The organism is Enterobacter sp. UNJFSC 003 (assembly GCF_036903355.1).
Classification (GTDB): Bacteria; Pseudomonadota; Gammaproteobacteria; order Enterobacterales; family Enterobacteriaceae; genus Enterobacter.
Map to the genome: position 1 here is coordinate 73532 of NZ_JBAKHK010000001.1, position 15981 is coordinate 89512.

The window sequence follows — 15981 nt, forward strand, 5'->3', positions numbered from 1 at the left end:
CGTGGAAATGTACGAGAACGAACACGACCAGGTAGACGCGATTAAACGCTTCTTTGCTGAAAACGGCAAAGCGCTGATCGTTGGGGTTATTTTAGGTGTAGGTGCGCTGATCGGTTGGCGCTACTGGAACAGTCATCAAGCTGATTCCGCACGCGGTTCGTCCCTGACGTATGAAAATACGGTCAGCGCAATTCGTGCCGACCAGCCGCAAACGCTGGCGGCGGCAGAAAAATTTGCCGCTGACAACAAAAACACCTACGGCGCGCTGGCTGCGCTGGAAGTGGCTCAGCAGTATGTTGATAAAAACGAACTGGATAAAGCGGCTGCACAGCTTTCCCAAGGGCTTTCTGCTGCAAAAGATGAAAACCTGAAAGCGGTCATCAATCTGCGCCTGGCACGTATTCAGGTCCAGCAGAAGAAAACTGATGAAGCGCTGAAAACGCTCGATACCATCAAAGGCGAAAGCTTTACTGCCATTGTTGCTGATTTGCGCGGTGAAGCATTGCTGAGCAAAGGCGACAAAGAGGGCGCGCGTAAAGCGTGGCAAGCTGGCGTGGATAGCAATGCTTCACCTGCGCTGAGCGAAATGATGCAGATGAAAATAAATAATTTGTCCGTCTGAGAGGGACCCGATGCAATTGCGTAAATTACTTCTGCCAGGACTGCTTTCTGTTACGTTATTGAGTGGCTGTTCACTGTTCAGTGGCGAAGAAGATGTTGTCAAAATGTCCCCACTGCCAACTGTTGAAAACCAGTTTACCCCGTCTACCGCATGGAGTACGTCCGTGGGGGATGGAATTGGTGATTACTATTCCAACCTGCATCCGGCTTTTGCTGACAGCGTTGTCTATGCGGCTGACCGCAAAGGTACCGTGAAAGCGCTTAATGCTGATGACGGGAAAGAAGTGTGGTCTGTAAACCTGGCTGAAAAAGATGGCTGGTTCTCCCGTAAGCCTGCACTGCTTTCTGGTGGCCTGACCGTTGCCGGTGGGCACGTCTATGTCGGCAGTGAAAAAGCGCAGGTTTATGCGCTGAACACCAGCGACGGTTCTGTTGCCTGGCAAACCAGCGTTGCCGGTGAGTCTCTGTCTCGCCCAGTTGTAAGCGATGGTCTGGTGCTGATTCATACCAGCAACGGCCAGCTGCAGGCGCTGAACGAAGCGGACGGTCTGGTAAAATGGACCGTAAACCTGGATATGCCATCTCTATCCCTGCGCGGTGAATCCGCTCCGGCTACCGCGTTTGGTGCTGCCATTGTTGGCGGTGACAACGGTCGTGTGAGCGCCGTTCTGATGCAGCAAGGCCAGATGATTTGGCAGCAGCGTATCTCCCAGGCAACCGGTTCTACTGAAATCGATCGTCTGAGCGATGTTGATACTACGCCTGTTATTGTAAATGGTGTGGTGTATGCCCTGGCATATAACGGCAATCTGACCGCACTGGATCTGCGCAGCGGCCAGATCATGTGGAAACGTGAACTGGGTTCAGTGAACGATTTCATTGTTGATGGCAACCGTATCTATATGGTTGACCAGAATGACCGTCTGCTGGCGCTGAGCACCGAAGGCGGCGTAACGCTGTGGACGCAAAGCGATCTGCTGCACCGCCTGCTGACCGCACCAGCACTGTATAACGGTAGCCTGGTGGTGGGTGATAGCGAAGGGTATATGCACTGGGTAGACCCGGAGAATGGCCGCTTTACTGCGCAGCAAAAAGTCGACAGCTCTGGCTTCCTGACGGATCCGGTTGTGGCTGACGGTAAATTGCTGATTCAGGCAAAAGACGGCACGCTGTACGCGATCACGCGTTAATTACCCGGCGGTTGTAGTATACTAAACGGCTCCTGTTCGCTCAGGAGCCGTTTTGACATTTTTAAAAACGCCGCCAAAGCGACGTTTATTTGAATTTTATGAGGCTTCAAACATGGTACCTGTGGTCGCGCTTGTCGGGCGCCCTAACGTTGGAAAATCCACTCTTTTTAACCGTTTAACACGCACCCGTGATGCGCTGGTTGCGGATTTCCCGGGGCTGACGCGTGACCGTAAGTACGGTCGTGCAGAGGTGGAAGGACGCGAGTTCATCTGTATCGATACCGGTGGTATTGATGGGACAGAAGACGGCGTTGAAACCCGCATGGCGGAACAGTCTCTGCTGGCGATTGAAGAAGCAGACGTCGTTCTGTTTATGGTTGATGCCCGTGCAGGCCTGATGCCTGCGGACTCCGCTATTGCTAAGCATCTGCGTGCGCGTGAAAAACCAACTTTCCTGGTGGCGAACAAAACTGACGGTATTGATGCCGATCAGGCCGTTGCGGATTTCTGGTCTTTAGGTCTGGGTGAAATTTATCCTATCGCCGCTTCGCACGGCCGTGGCGTTACCAGCCTGCTGGAAACCGTACTGCTGCCGTGGGTTGACGAAGTTAACCCGCCAGAAGAAGTCGATGAAGATGCTGAATACTGGGCGCAGTTTGAAGAAGGTGTGGAAGGCGAAGAAGAGCCTGAAGACACTTTCAACCCGCAGGATCTGCCGATCAAGCTGGCAATCGTGGGGCGTCCAAACGTAGGTAAGTCTACACTTACTAACCGTATTCTGGGTGAAGAGCGTGTCGTGGTATATGACATGCCGGGCACCACCCGCGACAGCATCTACATTCCTATGCAGCGCGATGAACGTGAATTCGTTCTCATCGATACCGCGGGTGTGCGTAAGCGCGGAAAAATCACCGACGTGGTGGAGAAATTCTCCGTTATCAAAACGCTGCAGGCGATTGAAGATGCCAACGTTGTCCTGCTGGTTATCGACGCACGCGAAGGTATTTCCGATCAGGATCTCTCTCTGCTCGGGTTTATCCTCAATAGTGGACGCTCACTGGTTATCGTGGTCAACAAGTGGGATGGCCTGAGCAATGAAGTGAGAGAGCAGGTGAAAGAGACCCTGGACTTCCGTCTGGGCTTTATCGACTTTGCGCGCGTGCACTTTATCTCCGCGCTGCACGGTAGCGGCGTAGGCAACCTGTTCGAATCCGTTCGCGAAGCCTACGACAGCTCTACCCGTCGCCAGAGCACCGCGATGCTGACACGCATTATGACCATGGCAGCAGAAGACCATCAGCCGCCTCTGGTACGCGGTCGTCGCGTGAAGCTGAAATATGCCCACGCTGGTGGTTACAACCCGCCAATCGTGGTGATTCACGGCAACCAGGTAAAAGACCTGCCGGATTCATACAAACGCTATCTGATGAATTACTTCCGTAAATCGCTGGACGTGATGGGCACGCCTATCCGTATTCAGTTCAAGGAAGGCGAAAACCCGTTTGCGAATAAACGCAACACCCTGACGCCTAACCAGATGCGTAAGCGTAAACGCTTGATTAAACACATTAAGAAAAGCAAGTAATCACGGTTAATCTCATGAAACCCGCGCCTGTCGCGGGTTTTTTTGTACTTTCAGTACCGCCCGCGATCCCTGTGTGATGTCAATCACTATTCACTTTGAACCTTCTTTAAATCTAATAAAGTAGACAATCGTCGAATTTTCGTCTTAAAGTCCAGGGTCCGGTACTAGACAAAACTAGCGCCTGGTTATCAAATGGTTAACTAACTTTTCGCCGCATGTAAAAAATCGGCCAGATACCTAACTGACCGGCGTGCATGCTGGTGTTTACAAGCACGACGACATACCTTTCGGGAGAATTATGCAATCCTCTGTTAATCAAAAAGAAAGCCGAACCTTTTTCGGCCATCCCTATCCGCTTGGTTCGCTGTTCTTTACCGAGATGTGGGAACGTTTCTCGTTTTACGGCATTCGTCCGCTACTGATCCTGTTCATGGCTGCCACTGTGTATGACGGCGGGATGGGGCTGGCGCGTGAAAATGCGTCGGCCATTGTCGGTATCTTTGCCGGAACCATGTACCTGGCCGCGCTGCCCGGTGGCTGGCTGGCGGATAACTGGCTCGGCCAACAGCGAGCCGTGTGGTACGGTTCGATTCTGATTGCGCTCGGCCACCTGTCGATTGCGCTTTCAGCCATCCTGGGCGACAACCTGTTCTTTATCGGCCTGATGTTCATTGTGCTCGGCTCTGGCCTGTTTAAGACCTGTATCTCGGTTATGGTAGGTACCCTGTATAAAAAAGGCGATGCGCGTCGTGACGGCGGTTTCTCGCTGTTCTATATGGGTATCAACATGGGGTCGTTCATCGCTCCGCTGATTTCTGGCTGGTTAATTAAAACTCACGGCTGGCACTGGGGCTTTGGTATCGGCGGTATCGGGATGCTGGTAGCGCTGATTATCTTCCGCGTGTTTGCCGTCCCGGCGATGAAACGCTACGACAGCGAAGTGGGTTTGGATTCTACCTGGAACAGCCCGGTGGTAAAACGCAATGGTGTAGGCGCGTGGTTAGTGGCGCTGGCGGTGGGAGTGGCAATCATTGTTACCCTTATTGCGCAGGGCGTCATTGTCATCAACCCGGTTGCGGTAGCCAGCGTGCTGGTCTACGTAATTGCGGCATCCGTTGCGCTGTACTTCATCTATCTGTTCCTGTTTGCTGGCCTGAACCGCAAAGAGCGTGCCAGACTGCTGGTTTGCTTTATTTTGCTGGTCTCCGCCGCGTTCTTCTGGTCTGCATTTGAGCAGAAGCCAACGTCTTTCAACCTGTTTGCCAACGACTACACAAACCGCATGATCGGTGATTTTGAAATCCCGGCGGTATGGTTCCAGTCAATCAACGCCCTGTTTATCATCCTGTTGGCACCGGTGTTTAGCTGGGCATGGCCAAAGCTGGCCAGCAATAACATCCGTCCAAGCAGCATCACCAAATTTGTTATTGGTATTCTATGTGCTGCAGCGGGCTTTGGCCTGATGATGCTGGCGGCGCAGAACGTGTTGAGCAATGGCGGTGCAGGCGTATCTCCGTTCTGGCTGGTGGGCAGCATCCTGATGCTAACGTTGGGTGAGCTGTGCCTGAGCCCGATTGGTCTGGCGACCATGACGCTGTTGGCGCCGGAAAGAATGCGTGGCCAGATGATGGGGCTGTGGTTCTGCGCAAGCGCGTTGGGTAACCTGGCAGCAGGTCTGATTGGCGGTCACGTGAAGGCCGATCAGCTGGATATGCTGCCGGATCTCTTCGCTCGCTGCTCTATTGCGCTGCTGATCTGTGCTGCGGTACTGGTTGTCCTTATTGTTCCGGTTCGCCGTATGCTGGAAAATGTGCAGACTAAACCTGCCGCTTAGGTGTGATAGTCACCAGAATGCCGGGGCAGCCTTTGCGCCCCGGCGTCACTTTACAGGAGCAAGCATGACGATTATGTGTCCGGATTGCCAGGCAGAACTGGAACCTCAAAATGGAGTCGCGCACTGCGATAACTGCCATAAAGATATTCAGTTAGAGGCCCGTTGCTCCGACTGTCACAAACCGCTTCAGGTGTTAAAGGCTTGCGGCGCGGTGGATTATTTCTGTCAGAACGGCCACGGGCTGATCTCGAAAAAGCGCGTGGAGTTCGTCAGAGTAGATGATTAATCGCACACGCAGCCTTCACCTTTCTGCCAGAGTTCAACCAACGATTCCGGCGCTTCCTGCTCGGGAACCAGCACAATGATATCGGTGTATTGCGCCTGGTTGTGCCGGGTCCAGATTATCTGGATACGGAAATAGCGCTGGTCGCCACTGCCCGGTGACGATGGTTGACCAGGCGGTAGTCCGCGTGGAATGGCTTGCTCCAGTATGTTCACCACGCGCTGACGCTGCGCCTCATTGAGTGATGAAAGCGTTATGGTTCGCTGCCCGCTTAACTTTGGGATAAACGCGACGCCGCCTTCGCGGGCCAGCTCAACGACAGCGTCATCCGTCAGTTCCGGAATCTGCATTACAGTACTCCTACCTGTTCCCAGGCGTGTTTAATGGCCGCCGCAACGTCACCGCCGGAGCGTTTCTCCCCGTGGGCAACCGTCAGTTTTGCAAACGCATCAAAATCCGCATCCTGTGCCAGGCTGCGATCGCAAACCGTGTCGTACCACGCGTAACCCGCTTTCTCCCAGGCATAGCCGCCAATTGCCGTTGCAGCAAGGTAAAAGGCACGATTAGGGATACCGGAATTAAGATGCACGCCGCCGTTGTCCTCACGCGTTTTGATAAAGTCCTTCATATGGCCTGGCTGCGGATCTTTGCCAAGCAGCGGATCGTCGTAAGCGGTACCGGGGGCCGACATGGAGCGTAAACCTTTACCGTTAATGCCCTCAGCCAACAGCCCTTCACCAATTAGCCAATCTGCTTTATCGGCAGTTTGCTTGAGGTAATATTGTTTCACCAGCGAGCCGAACACGTCTGACAGCGACTCGTTGAGCGCGCCCGATTGTTCAAAGTAAATAAGCCCGGCTTCGGTCTCGGTAACGCCGTGGCTCAGCTCGTGTGCGACCACGTCGATGGCAATGGTAAAACGGTTAAATATCTCCCCGTCGCCATCGCCAAAGACCATCTGTTGACCGTTCCAGAAGGCGTTTTGATATTCCCGGCCATAATGTACGGTGCCGGTCAGAATAAGGCCCTTATTATCGAGCGAGTCACGCTGGTAATTCTTCCAGAAGAAGTCGTGCGTGATGCCTAAATAATCATACGCCTCGTCAACGGCCACATCTTTATTGGACGGTTGACCTTCGTAACGCACCTGAGTACCCGGCAGCTCCTGGCGCTGGTTGGCATCGTAAATATCGCGCTCCAGCTGACCGGCTTTATTCACGTGCGGCGCCGCGGGTTTGCCCGGCATATGCGCCATCAATGTTTGAACATGGGTTAAGGTCTGGCGGGCACAGCGCTGCTGCGGCTCAGAACCGCTCTCGATAATACGACGCAGAATATAGGGGGGAATAACGGAATGAAGATGGGACATGCTGCTCTCCTTATTTCGGCAAGGCCAGATAAAAGGGAATAGCAGCAGTATAGTCAGTAACGGGTGAAGAATTATCCGCTTTTACGCTGACGTGTCTTTTTCACCGGTTTGATCGCCTTCACTTCGCTCTCTACCCAGCCGTCCGACAGGCGGGTGGTAAGCACATCTCCGGCTTTCACCTGCTTCGTTTGCTTCAGCACTTTGCCGTCGGTGGCGGTGGTCACGCTATAGCCGCGCGCCAGCGTCGAAAGTGGGCTGACCGCTTCGAGATGCGTAACCGCATTGCCAAAGCGTTCACGGGTCGTACTCAGCCGCGCGCGAATAGTCTCAGCTAACCGATATTCCAGCTGTTGAATCCGCGTTTGTGCGCGATAAATCTTCGGCTGAGGGTTCTGCTGGTTCATGCGCTGTGTCACGCGCTGCTGGCGTGATGCCGCGCGCTTCAGCTGATTATCCAGCGCGAAGTTCATGCGCTGGCGTAATCGCTCAAGCACGGTTTGCTGGCGCGCCAGCCGTAACTGAGGGTGCTGCTGCTGTAGGCGATGGTGGAGCTGGGTGAACCGACGGGTACGATTGGCGAGGAAGTAGTCCATTGCCATCTCAAGTCGCTGCTGTCCGTTCTGAATCTGGCGCAGCAATTCCAGCTGATTACGGCTGACGACTTCCGCGGCGGCCGATGGCGTAGGCGCGCGTAAATCCGCGACAAAATCTGCAATCGTCACATCGGTTTCATGCCCGACGGCGCTCACCACCGGGATCTGGCTGGCAAAAATTGCTCGCGCAACGCGCTCGTCGTTAAAGCTCCACAAATCTTCCAGAGAACCGCCGCCGCGCCCGACGATGAGTACGTCACACTCCCGGCGGGCATTTGCCAGCTCAATCGCGCGCACAATCTGACCTGGCGCATCATCACCCTGAACGGCGGTGGGATAGATGATAACGGGCAGGGAAGGGTCGCGGCGCTTGAGCACGTGTAAAATATCGTGCAGTGCTGCACCGGTTTTTGAGGTGATCACCCCAACGCAGTGGGCAGGAGAGGGCAGGGACTTTTTATGCTGCTGATCGAACAACCCCTCTTCTGAGAGCGTTGCTTTTAGCTGTTCATATTTTTGTTGCAGTAAACCTTCACCCGCGGGCTGCATACTCTCGACGATGATTTGGTAATCGCCGCGCGGTTCGTACAGGGTGATATTGGCGCGAACCAGAACCTGTTGGCCATGCTGCGGGCGGAACGTCACGCGACGGTTGCTGTTGCGGAACATTGCACAACGCACCTGAGCGGTGTCGTCTTTCAGGGTAAAGTACCAGTGCCCGGATGACGGTTGCGTGAAATTAGAGATCTCTCCGCTGATCCAAACCTGCCCCATTTCCTGCTCGAGCAGCAAACGAACCGTTTGATTGAGGCGGCTAACAGTAAAAATTGAGGGGGATTGAGAGGATAACATGTGAGCGGGATCAAATTCTAAATCAGCAAGTTATTCAGTCGATAGTAACCTGCTGTGAGGCAATCGCAAGCATTTTTTTCAAAAAAGTGTAGATGCAATCGGTTACGCTCTGTATAATGCCACGGCAATATTTAACCACCCAGGTCAGAGATATTGCCCATGCTACGTATTGCTAAAGAAGCACTGACGTTTGACGACGTCCTCCTCGTTCCCGCTCACTCCACCGTTCTGCCGAATACTGCCGATCTCAGCACGCAGTTGACGAAAACCATTCGCCTGAACATTCCTATGCTCTCTGCGGCAATGGACACCGTGACTGAAGCGCGCCTGGCTATCGCTCTGGCACAGGAAGGTGGCATTGGCTTTATTCACAAAAACATGTCTATCGAGCGTCAGGCTGAAGAAGTTCGCCGCGTGAAGAAACATGAATCCGGCATTGTGTCTGACCCACAGACCGTTCTGCCTACCACCACTCTGCACGAAGTCAAAGCGCTCACCGAGCGTAACGGCTTTGCCGGTTACCCGGTAGTGACAGAAGACTACGAACTGGTGGGCATCATTACCGGCCGTGACGTGCGTTTCGTGACCGACCTGAATCAGCCTGTCAGCGTATACATGACGCCGAAAGAGCGCCTGGTCACCGTGCGTGAAGGTGAAACCCGCGATGTCGTGCTGGCAAAAATGCACGAAAAACGCGTTGAGAAAGCGCTGGTTGTTGATGCCAGCTTCCACCTGCGCGGCATGATCACCGTAAAAGATTTCCAGAAAGCAGAACGTAAACCGAATGCCTGTAAAGACGAGCGTGGCCGTCTGCGCGTTGGCGCTGCGGTTGGCGCGGGTGCGGGCAACGAAGAGCGTGTTGATGCGCTGGTTGCAGCGGGTGTTGACGTGCTGCTGATTGACTCCTCTCACGGTCATTCTGAAGGCGTTCTGCAACGTATTCGTGATACCCGTGCAAAATATCCCGATCTGCAGATCATCGGCGGTAACGTTGCGACGGGCGCAGGCGCTCGCGCGCTGGCTGACGCAGGTTGCAGCGCGGTGAAAGTGGGTATCGGCCCGGGCTCTATCTGTACTACCCGTATCGTGACCGGCGTGGGTGTTCCGCAGATCACCGCCGTATCTGACGCCGTTGAAGCGCTTGAAGGTACCGGTATTCCGGTTATCGCCGACGGCGGTATCCGTTTCTCTGGCGACATTGCCAAAGCTATCGCCGCGGGTGCTGCTGCTGTGATGGTGGGTTCCATGCTGGCAGGTACGGAAGAATCCCCGGGCGAAATCGAACTCTTCCAGGGCCGTTCTTACAAATCTTACCGTGGTATGGGCTCCCTTGGCGCGATGTCCAAAGGGTCTTCCGATCGTTACTTCCAGACCGATAACGCGGCAGACAAACTGGTGCCAGAAGGTATCGAAGGTCGCGTTGCCTATAAAGGCCGTCTGAAAGAGATCATTCACCAGCAGATGGGCGGCCTGCGCTCCTGTATGGGTCTGACCGGCTGTGGTACCATCGACCTGCTGCGTACTAAAGCAGAATTCGTACGTATCAGCGGTGCGGGTATTCAGGAAAGCCACGTTCACGACGTGACGATCACCAAAGAGTCCCCGAACTATCGTCTGGGCTCCTGATAAGTTTCCGCGCCCGGCTCATGCCGGGCGCTCTGTTTTGTTTCACTTGCCTCGGAATTAGCGTCAATGACGGAAAACATTCATAAACATCGCATTCTCATCCTGGACTTTGGTTCTCAGTACACTCAGCTGGTGGCGCGTCGCGTACGTGAACTGGGCGTCTACTGTGAACTGTGGGCGTGGGATGTCACGGAAGCACAGATTCGCGAATTCAATCCAAGCGGCATCATCCTGTCCGGTGGCCCGGAAAGCACCACCGAAGATAACAGCCCGCGTGCACCGCAGTACGTGTTCGAAGCAGGTGTGCCGGTATTCGGCGTGTGCTACGGCATGCAGACCATGGCGATGCAGCTGGGTGGCCACGTAGAAGGTTCTAACGAGCGTGAGTTTGGCTATGCGCAGGTTGAAGTGGTTACCGACAGCGCGCTGGTGCGCGGTATCGAAGACTCCCTGACTGCAGAAGGCAAACCGCTGCTAGACGTGTGGATGAGCCACGGCGACAAAGTCACCGCCATCCCGTCTGATTTCGTGACCGTTGCCAGCACCGAAAGCTGCCCGTTTGCCATCATGGCGAACGAAGAAAAACGCTTCTACGGCGTGCAGTTCCACCCGGAAGTGACCCACACTCGTCAGGGTATGCGCATGCTGGAACGTTTTGTGCGTGATATCTGCCAGTGTGAAGCGCTGTGGACCCCGGCAAAAATCATCGACGACGCCGTTGAGCGTATCCGCCAGCAGGTTGGCGATGACAAGGTGATCCTCGGCCTCTCTGGTGGCGTTGACTCCTCCGTCACCGCGATGCTGCTGCACCGCGCCATCGGCAAAAACCTGACCTGCGTCTTCGTGGATAACGGGCTGCTGCGTTTGAACGAAGCCCAGCAGGTGATGGACATGTTCGGTGACCACTTCGGTCTCAACATCGTTCACGTGGAAGGCGAGAAGCGCTTCCTCGACGCGCTGGCGGGCGAAAACGATCCGGAAGCTAAACGTAAAATTATCGGCCGCGTGTTCGTAGAGGTGTTCGATGAACAAGCATTGCGCCTTGAAGATGTGAAATGGCTGGCACAGGGCACCATCTACCCTGACGTGATTGAGTCTGCGGCATCCGCAACCGGTAAAGCACACGTCATTAAATCTCACCACAACGTGGGCGGCCTGCCGAAAGAGATGAAGATGGGGCTGGTCGAACCGCTGCGCGAGCTGTTCAAAGACGAAGTGCGTAAAATCGGCCTGGAACTGGGTCTGCCGTACGATATGCTCTACCGTCACCCGTTCCCGGGGCCTGGTCTGGGCGTGCGCGTATTGGGCGAAGTGAAGAAAGAGTACTGCGACCTGCTGCGTCGTGCGGATGCTATCTTCATCGAAGAGCTGCACAAAGCTGACCTTTACAACAAAGTGAGCCAGGCGTTCACCGTGTTTCTGCCGGTTCGCTCCGTCGGCGTGATGGGCGATGGTCGTAAATACGACTGGGTTGTTTCCCTGCGTGCGGTAGAAACCATCGACTTCATGACCGCTCACTGGGCGCACCTGCCGTATGACTTCTTAGGCCGCGTGTCTAACCGTATCATCAACGAAGTTAACGGTATTTCCCGCGTGGTGTATGACATCAGCGGTAAGCCGCCGGCGACGATTGAGTGGGAATAGTCCCCCCGCCGCGTAGCCCATAAGCACATCAAGCCCGCCTCAGCGCGGGCTTTTTTATTGATATTTCCGCGTCATCCACCAGAACACCAGCGCCACCAGGCTGACCGCGCTTCCCAGCATACAGACGCCGTGCCAGCCAGCGTTGGCATAGGTTATCGTCGTGCTTATCGCCCCCAGCCCGCTACCGACCGCATAAAAAAGCATATAAAGGCCCACAAGTCGGCTATGCGCTTCGGGACGCGTGCGGAAAATCAGACTCTGATTGGTGACGTGCAGCGCTTGCCCGCCCAAATCAAGCAACACAATGCCAATAAGCAGGACGCCGAGCGAACGGTCCATAAGCGACAGGGGCCACCATGCCAGCAGTAAGATAACCAACGCGGCGGCGCTGGTGCTCTGAGCGTGGCCCCGATCGGCCCATTCACCCGCTCGGGTCGCCGCAAGTGCGCCCACGACGCCAGCAAGCCCAAACGCCCCTATCGCGGTGTGCGAGAAGCCGTAGGGCGGGGCGCTGAGGGGAAGCACCAGAGCGCTCCAGAAAATATTAAATGCGGCAAACATCAGTAATGCTAAAACGCCGCGAACGTGCAGTACCTTCTCCTTTCGCAGGAGGGTCAGCATGGAGCCAATCAGGCGCGGATAGCTCATTGTACTGGATACGGCTGGCAGATGTGGGAGCCTCCACCACAGCGGAAAGGCAATGACGAGCATTAGCGCAGCGGCACAGAGGTAAACGCCGCGCCAGCCTGCGATGTCGCTTATTCCTCCGGAAAATACCCTGGCAAGAAGCAGGCCAATAAACACGCCGCCCTGCGCCGCACCCACCACGCGGCCTTGTTCATGGGGGGATGCCGCACTGGCTGCGTAGGCGATCAGCCCCTGGGTCATTGCCGTCCCCAGCATGCCGGTCGCGAGCATGCCCGCCAATAGAGCAAAAGAGGTCTGCGCCATGCTGACCGAGAGCAGCGCGGCCACCAGCGCAACAAGCTGTATTCCCATCAGACGTCGGCGATCTACTTTGTCTCCCAGCGGCACCACGAACAGCAAAGCCAGCGCGCAGCCGATCTGCGTGGCGCTGACCACGCCGCCAATGGCCGCATGGCTGATGCCAAAGTCTCTGGCCAGGGCGTCGAGCAAGGGCTGCGCGTAATAGACGTTTGCCACGCTTAGGCCGCTGGCAATGGAGAAAAGCCATACCAGGCTGCGCGACATGCGGGTTGAGCTTGACGATAGGGGAGAAGTAAGTGACACGTTCAACATCCTCGCTGGAGTATTCTGGTTGCAAAAAAAAACCAGTTGAATGCTAGGGTATGTAGTTTTAAAATGCAACCAGTTGTTGTGAACCAACCCTCGCGAGGAGAATCCATGCCGCCCCGTAAGCCGACAAATGATGAATTTTGCCCCGTTGCCCGCAGCGTCGATCTGATCGGCGATCGCTGGTCGCTTATGATTGTGCGTAATGCATTCGACGGCATGAGCCGCTTCGGGGACTTTCAGCGGAGTCTTGGGGTGGCGCGTAATATTCTTTCCGATCGGCTTCGTAAGCTTGTTGAGGCGGGCATACTAGAGTTGCAGGGGGCGTCAGACGGCACGGCGTATCAGGAATACGTCATGACGACCAAAGGCGAAAGCCTATTCCCTGTCGTGGTGGCGCTCCGACAGTGGGGAGAACAGCATCTGTTTGCACCAGGAGAGCGTCACTCGTTGTTAATCGACACGCATACCGGCAAACCGGTTCCCTTTATGGCTCCGGCAGGGCAAGACGGTGCCGTGCTGACGACGGCAGATACCCACGTGCAGAAGGTTAAGTAAGCCGCTGTTGTAATGCCCGCAACAGGCGGGCTTTGGTTACGTTTTTATTTTCCGTCGACAGCCTGCTCAATCACCCGGGCAACCCCCTCGGGCTGACTCACCAGGGACACGTGACTTGCCCCCAGCTCCGTGGTATTCGCATGGATGATCTTCGCTATCGCGCGTTCAAGATCGGGGTTGATCATCCGGTCATTTTTACTCACCACATACCAGCTCGGTTTCTCATGCCAGGCCGCATGCGCGACCTTTTCCCCAAATGCATCTGCCCTTATAGGTCCCTGCGTTGCAGCAATCGTATTGCGAGTGCTGGCCTTCACGTCAGGGGCAAAATCTTTACTGACCACGTTAGGCGGCAGATACAAATATCCCTCTGTCGTTTTGACTATGCCTGCGCTTCCCGGCGGAGCAGGGTAGCTGCCCGCCAAATCCGCGGTCGACTGGCCTGAATCGGGGGCAAATGCCGCGACGTAGACCAGTGATTTTACCCGCGCATCGTTGCCCGCCTCGCTAATCACCGTACCGCCCCAGGAGTGACCGACCAGCACCACGTCGCCATGCGCGCGGGCAATCGCACGCTGGGTGGCGGCAACATCTTCTTTCAGCGACGTGAGCGGCAGCTGCACTGCAATAACCTCGGTATGTTGTTTTTGCAAAAGCGCGATCACGTTATTCCAACTGCTGCCGTCGGCAAACGCGCCGTGCACCAGCACCACGCTGGTTTGGTTCTGGGCAAATGCGCTGGCCGACAGTGCCAACATGCTGGCTGTAATGACTGACAGTGTTTTCATCCTCAGGATCCTTAAAAGTGATGGACCGCGGCATGCGGCGGCACGGTGAATTCCACGGTTTGATGAACGATAGGTTTATGCGTAGGGTCGGCGAGAATAAGGGTCACCTTGTGTTTCCCGGCGGGCAGCCCGACAAGAACGATCGGCTCACCGCTGGCATCGGCCCAGTGCCAGGGCGCATCATCCACAATGACGTGGAGATGACCGATACGCGGCGTCACTTTTAGCGCTTCAGGCCCAAAGACGGGTTCAATGCGCAGGTTCTCGGCACGGTACTGAATAAAGACCGCGCCTTTACTCAGCGGCCCGGCAAGCGGCGGGTCAACAATCAGCATTGCGGGGGATTGCGGCCGATCCAGCGGTGCGACGGCGGCAGGGCCGTTAACGTCTGCGGCGCTGAGGCCGTCTAAGGGCGCAGCCCTGGCGCAGGTTGCTGAAGTTAGTGCAAATACAGAAAGCAGTAAATATCGATGGATCATCAGTGTCTCTCCTCATCGGTTCATCATGACGACAGGCACAGAAGACCATTTTTATGTATCGGAGATGTTTGCTGCCCGGGGCTTTTTGTACCGTCTTGTCATCGTGGCACTCTGGATACAGTGGGATACATTTTGCGGGTTGGAACGCCGCACCATAACGAGGGCTAACCCCGCAATGACCAGCGTCAGCCCAGCGGAGACCCACATTGCCCCGGTGATACCCAGCGTCTTATTGAACCACGCATAGGCAAATGGCGATGCCGCCGCCATCAGTTGTCCGGGAATGAGCAGCATACCCGTGCGGCTGGCATAACTCTGCGTGCTGAACAGCTCCAGCGGCAGGGTCGCTTTGACGATGGTCACCAGCCCGTTAATGGCGCCATACCCCAGCACAAACCCTGCAGCGCTCCAGATAAAAAACGTACTGCTCAACCCGATCAGAAAGCAGAACGGCATGGCGAGTGCGGTTAAAAGCGTTAATTTAAGCGGCGTTAGACGAGCGCCCGCCAGCACGTCCATCAACCGTGCGCCGGTCTGTCCTAGCCCCCATAGTATGCCAACGGCGACCGGCAGGCCAAAACTGGCGATAAACTCCGGCAGGTGTGTGGAGGTGCCGTTAGAGACGAAGGTGATAAGCGCAATAAAGCTCGCATAGAGCCAGCCGTTTACGCGCTCCCCGTCTGCGGCTGCTACCTGTGCTTTCGCGGCTACAGCAAGCCGCTTGTGCGGGAGTTGGCGAATAAGCGCCGCGCTCAGCAGGCCGAAAAGCGCGTAGATCCGCAGCGCATCCTGCCAGCCCATGACGTTTAGCAGTGCGTCACCCAGCGGCCAAAAGACCGCTGATGCCAGGCCGCCTGCCAGCGTAATGCGGGAGATCGTTCGTCGTGCCTGCTGTCCGTACAGGTTTACCAGCGCAGCAAACAGGGCATCGTATAGCGACAGACGCATCCCGATCCCGGTCAGTAGCCATGCGCCGTACCAGCCGGGAAGAGACGACGCGGATGCCATCGCCATACAGCTTGCGGCAATCAGCAACGTGCCGCCCATCACCACCCGCTGCCCGCCAAAGCGCGCCAGCAGACGGGCGATAAAAGGGGAAACCGCCGCCATCATCAGCATCGCCAGCGTCAGGCCAAGATAGATTTGCGGCGTTGACCACCCCTTGTCGGCCGAAATGGCCAGTGCGAAGGTACCCGGCATGTAAAACGAAATCCCCCAGTTGATGAGCTGATTACAGCCAGCAGTCAAGGCAAGGCGACGGGGGAGGGCTGGTGTTTCCATTATTTTTCATTCCGTTATGCAGTT

At 55.6% G+C, this 15981-nt stretch carries 15 protein-coding genes; 8 read left to right on the plus strand and 7 right to left on the minus strand.

Annotated elements, in window-relative coordinates; translation table 11 throughout:
* The first annotated feature begins 1 nt into the window (after position 1).
* From V5P19_RS00335 to V5P19_RS00355, 5 genes are all read left to right on the plus strand, one after another.
* Positions 2-622, plus strand: coding sequence for a YfgM family protein (locus tag V5P19_RS00335; protein ID WP_334399050.1), 621 nt, complete (start codon positions 2-4; stop codon positions 620-622).
* 10 nt (positions 623-632) lie between these two features.
* Positions 633-1811, plus strand: coding sequence for an outer membrane protein assembly factor BamB (bamB, locus tag V5P19_RS00340; protein ID WP_334399052.1), 1179 nt, complete (start codon positions 633-635; stop codon positions 1809-1811).
* Between the two features lie 112 nt (positions 1812-1923).
* On the plus strand, positions 1924-3396 hold the full coding sequence (gene der / locus V5P19_RS00345) for a ribosome biogenesis GTPase Der (protein ID WP_334399054.1): 1473 nt from the start codon (positions 1924-1926) through the stop codon (positions 3394-3396).
* Positions 3397-3694: 298 nt separating this feature from the next.
* Positions 3695-5230, plus strand: coding sequence for a peptide MFS transporter (locus V5P19_RS00350; protein ID WP_334399056.1), 1536 nt, complete (start codon positions 3695-3697; stop codon positions 5228-5230).
* 64 nt (positions 5231-5294) lie between these two features.
* Positions 5295-5516 carry a zinc ribbon domain-containing protein gene (locus tag V5P19_RS00355; RefSeq protein WP_334399058.1) on the plus strand — a complete coding sequence of 74 codons (222 nt, stop codon included), beginning with the start codon at positions 5295-5297 and terminating at the stop codon, positions 5514-5516.
* Here the strand turns inward: V5P19_RS00355 and V5P19_RS00360 are convergent.
* The 3 genes from V5P19_RS00360 to xseA form a co-directional block, all read right to left on the minus strand.
* Entirely contained in the window at positions 5513-5863 is a 351-nt protein-coding gene (locus V5P19_RS00360; protein WP_334399060.1) for a protealysin inhibitor emfourin, read from the minus strand. The two genes, V5P19_RS00355 and V5P19_RS00360, sit on opposite strands and share 4 nt — an antisense overlap.
* Complete coding sequence (locus tag V5P19_RS00365) at positions 5863-6882, minus strand: M4 family metallopeptidase (protein WP_334399062.1); 1020 nt, start codon at positions 6880-6882, stop codon at positions 5863-5865. Before V5P19_RS00365 ends, V5P19_RS00360 begins: the two co-directional genes overlap by 1 nt.
* A gap of 71 nt (positions 6883-6953) precedes the next feature.
* Positions 6954-8327 carry an exodeoxyribonuclease VII large subunit gene (gene xseA / locus V5P19_RS00370; protein WP_334399064.1) on the minus strand — a complete coding sequence of 458 codons (1374 nt, stop codon included), beginning with the start codon at positions 8325-8327 and terminating at the stop codon, positions 6954-6956.
* Positions 8328-8486: 159 nt separating this feature from the next.
* On the opposite strand from xseA, the gene guaB reads away from it, so the two are divergent.
* Positions 8487-9953: an IMP dehydrogenase gene (gene guaB, locus V5P19_RS00375; RefSeq protein ID WP_334399066.1), complete on the plus strand. Its 1467-nt coding sequence runs from the start codon at positions 8487-8489 to the stop codon at positions 9951-9953.
* A gap of 66 nt (positions 9954-10019) precedes the next feature.
* The gene (gene guaA, locus V5P19_RS00380) at positions 10020-11597 is read left to right on the plus strand and encodes a glutamine-hydrolyzing GMP synthase (protein ID WP_334399068.1); all 1578 of its coding nucleotides are present in this window, start codon (positions 10020-10022) and stop codon (positions 11595-11597) included.
* 54 nt (positions 11598-11651) lie between these two features.
* Here guaA and V5P19_RS00385 read toward each other — a convergent pair whose 3' ends face one another.
* Positions 11652-12809, minus strand: a complete 1158-nt coding sequence (locus V5P19_RS00385) for an MFS transporter (protein WP_334401079.1) — start codon at positions 12807-12809, stop codon at positions 11652-11654.
* A 153-nt stretch (positions 12810-12962) separates the two neighbouring features.
* On the opposite strand from V5P19_RS00385, the gene V5P19_RS00390 reads away from it, so the two are divergent.
* The gene (locus V5P19_RS00390) at positions 12963-13409 is read left to right on the plus strand and encodes a helix-turn-helix domain-containing protein (protein ID WP_334399070.1); all 447 of its coding nucleotides are present in this window, start codon (positions 12963-12965) and stop codon (positions 13407-13409) included.
* A gap of 44 nt (positions 13410-13453) precedes the next feature.
* Here the strand turns inward: V5P19_RS00390 and V5P19_RS00395 are convergent, their stop codons facing one another.
* From V5P19_RS00395 to V5P19_RS00405, 3 genes are read right to left on the minus strand one after another with little or no spacing between them, the layout of a single operon-like run.
* Positions 13454-14197: an alpha/beta hydrolase gene (locus tag V5P19_RS00395; protein WP_334399072.1), complete on the minus strand. Its 744-nt coding sequence runs from the start codon at positions 14195-14197 to the stop codon at positions 13454-13456.
* A gap of 11 nt (positions 14198-14208) precedes the next feature.
* Positions 14209-14676: a DUF6130 family protein gene (locus V5P19_RS00400; RefSeq protein ID WP_334399074.1), complete on the minus strand. Its 468-nt coding sequence runs from the start codon at positions 14674-14676 to the stop codon at positions 14209-14211.
* Positions 14677-14727: 51 nt separating this feature from the next.
* A complete protein-coding gene (locus tag V5P19_RS00405; protein ID WP_334399076.1) occupies positions 14728-15957 on the minus strand; it encodes an MFS transporter in 1230 nt (409 codons plus the stop codon).
* Positions 15958-15981 lie beyond the last annotated feature (24 nt).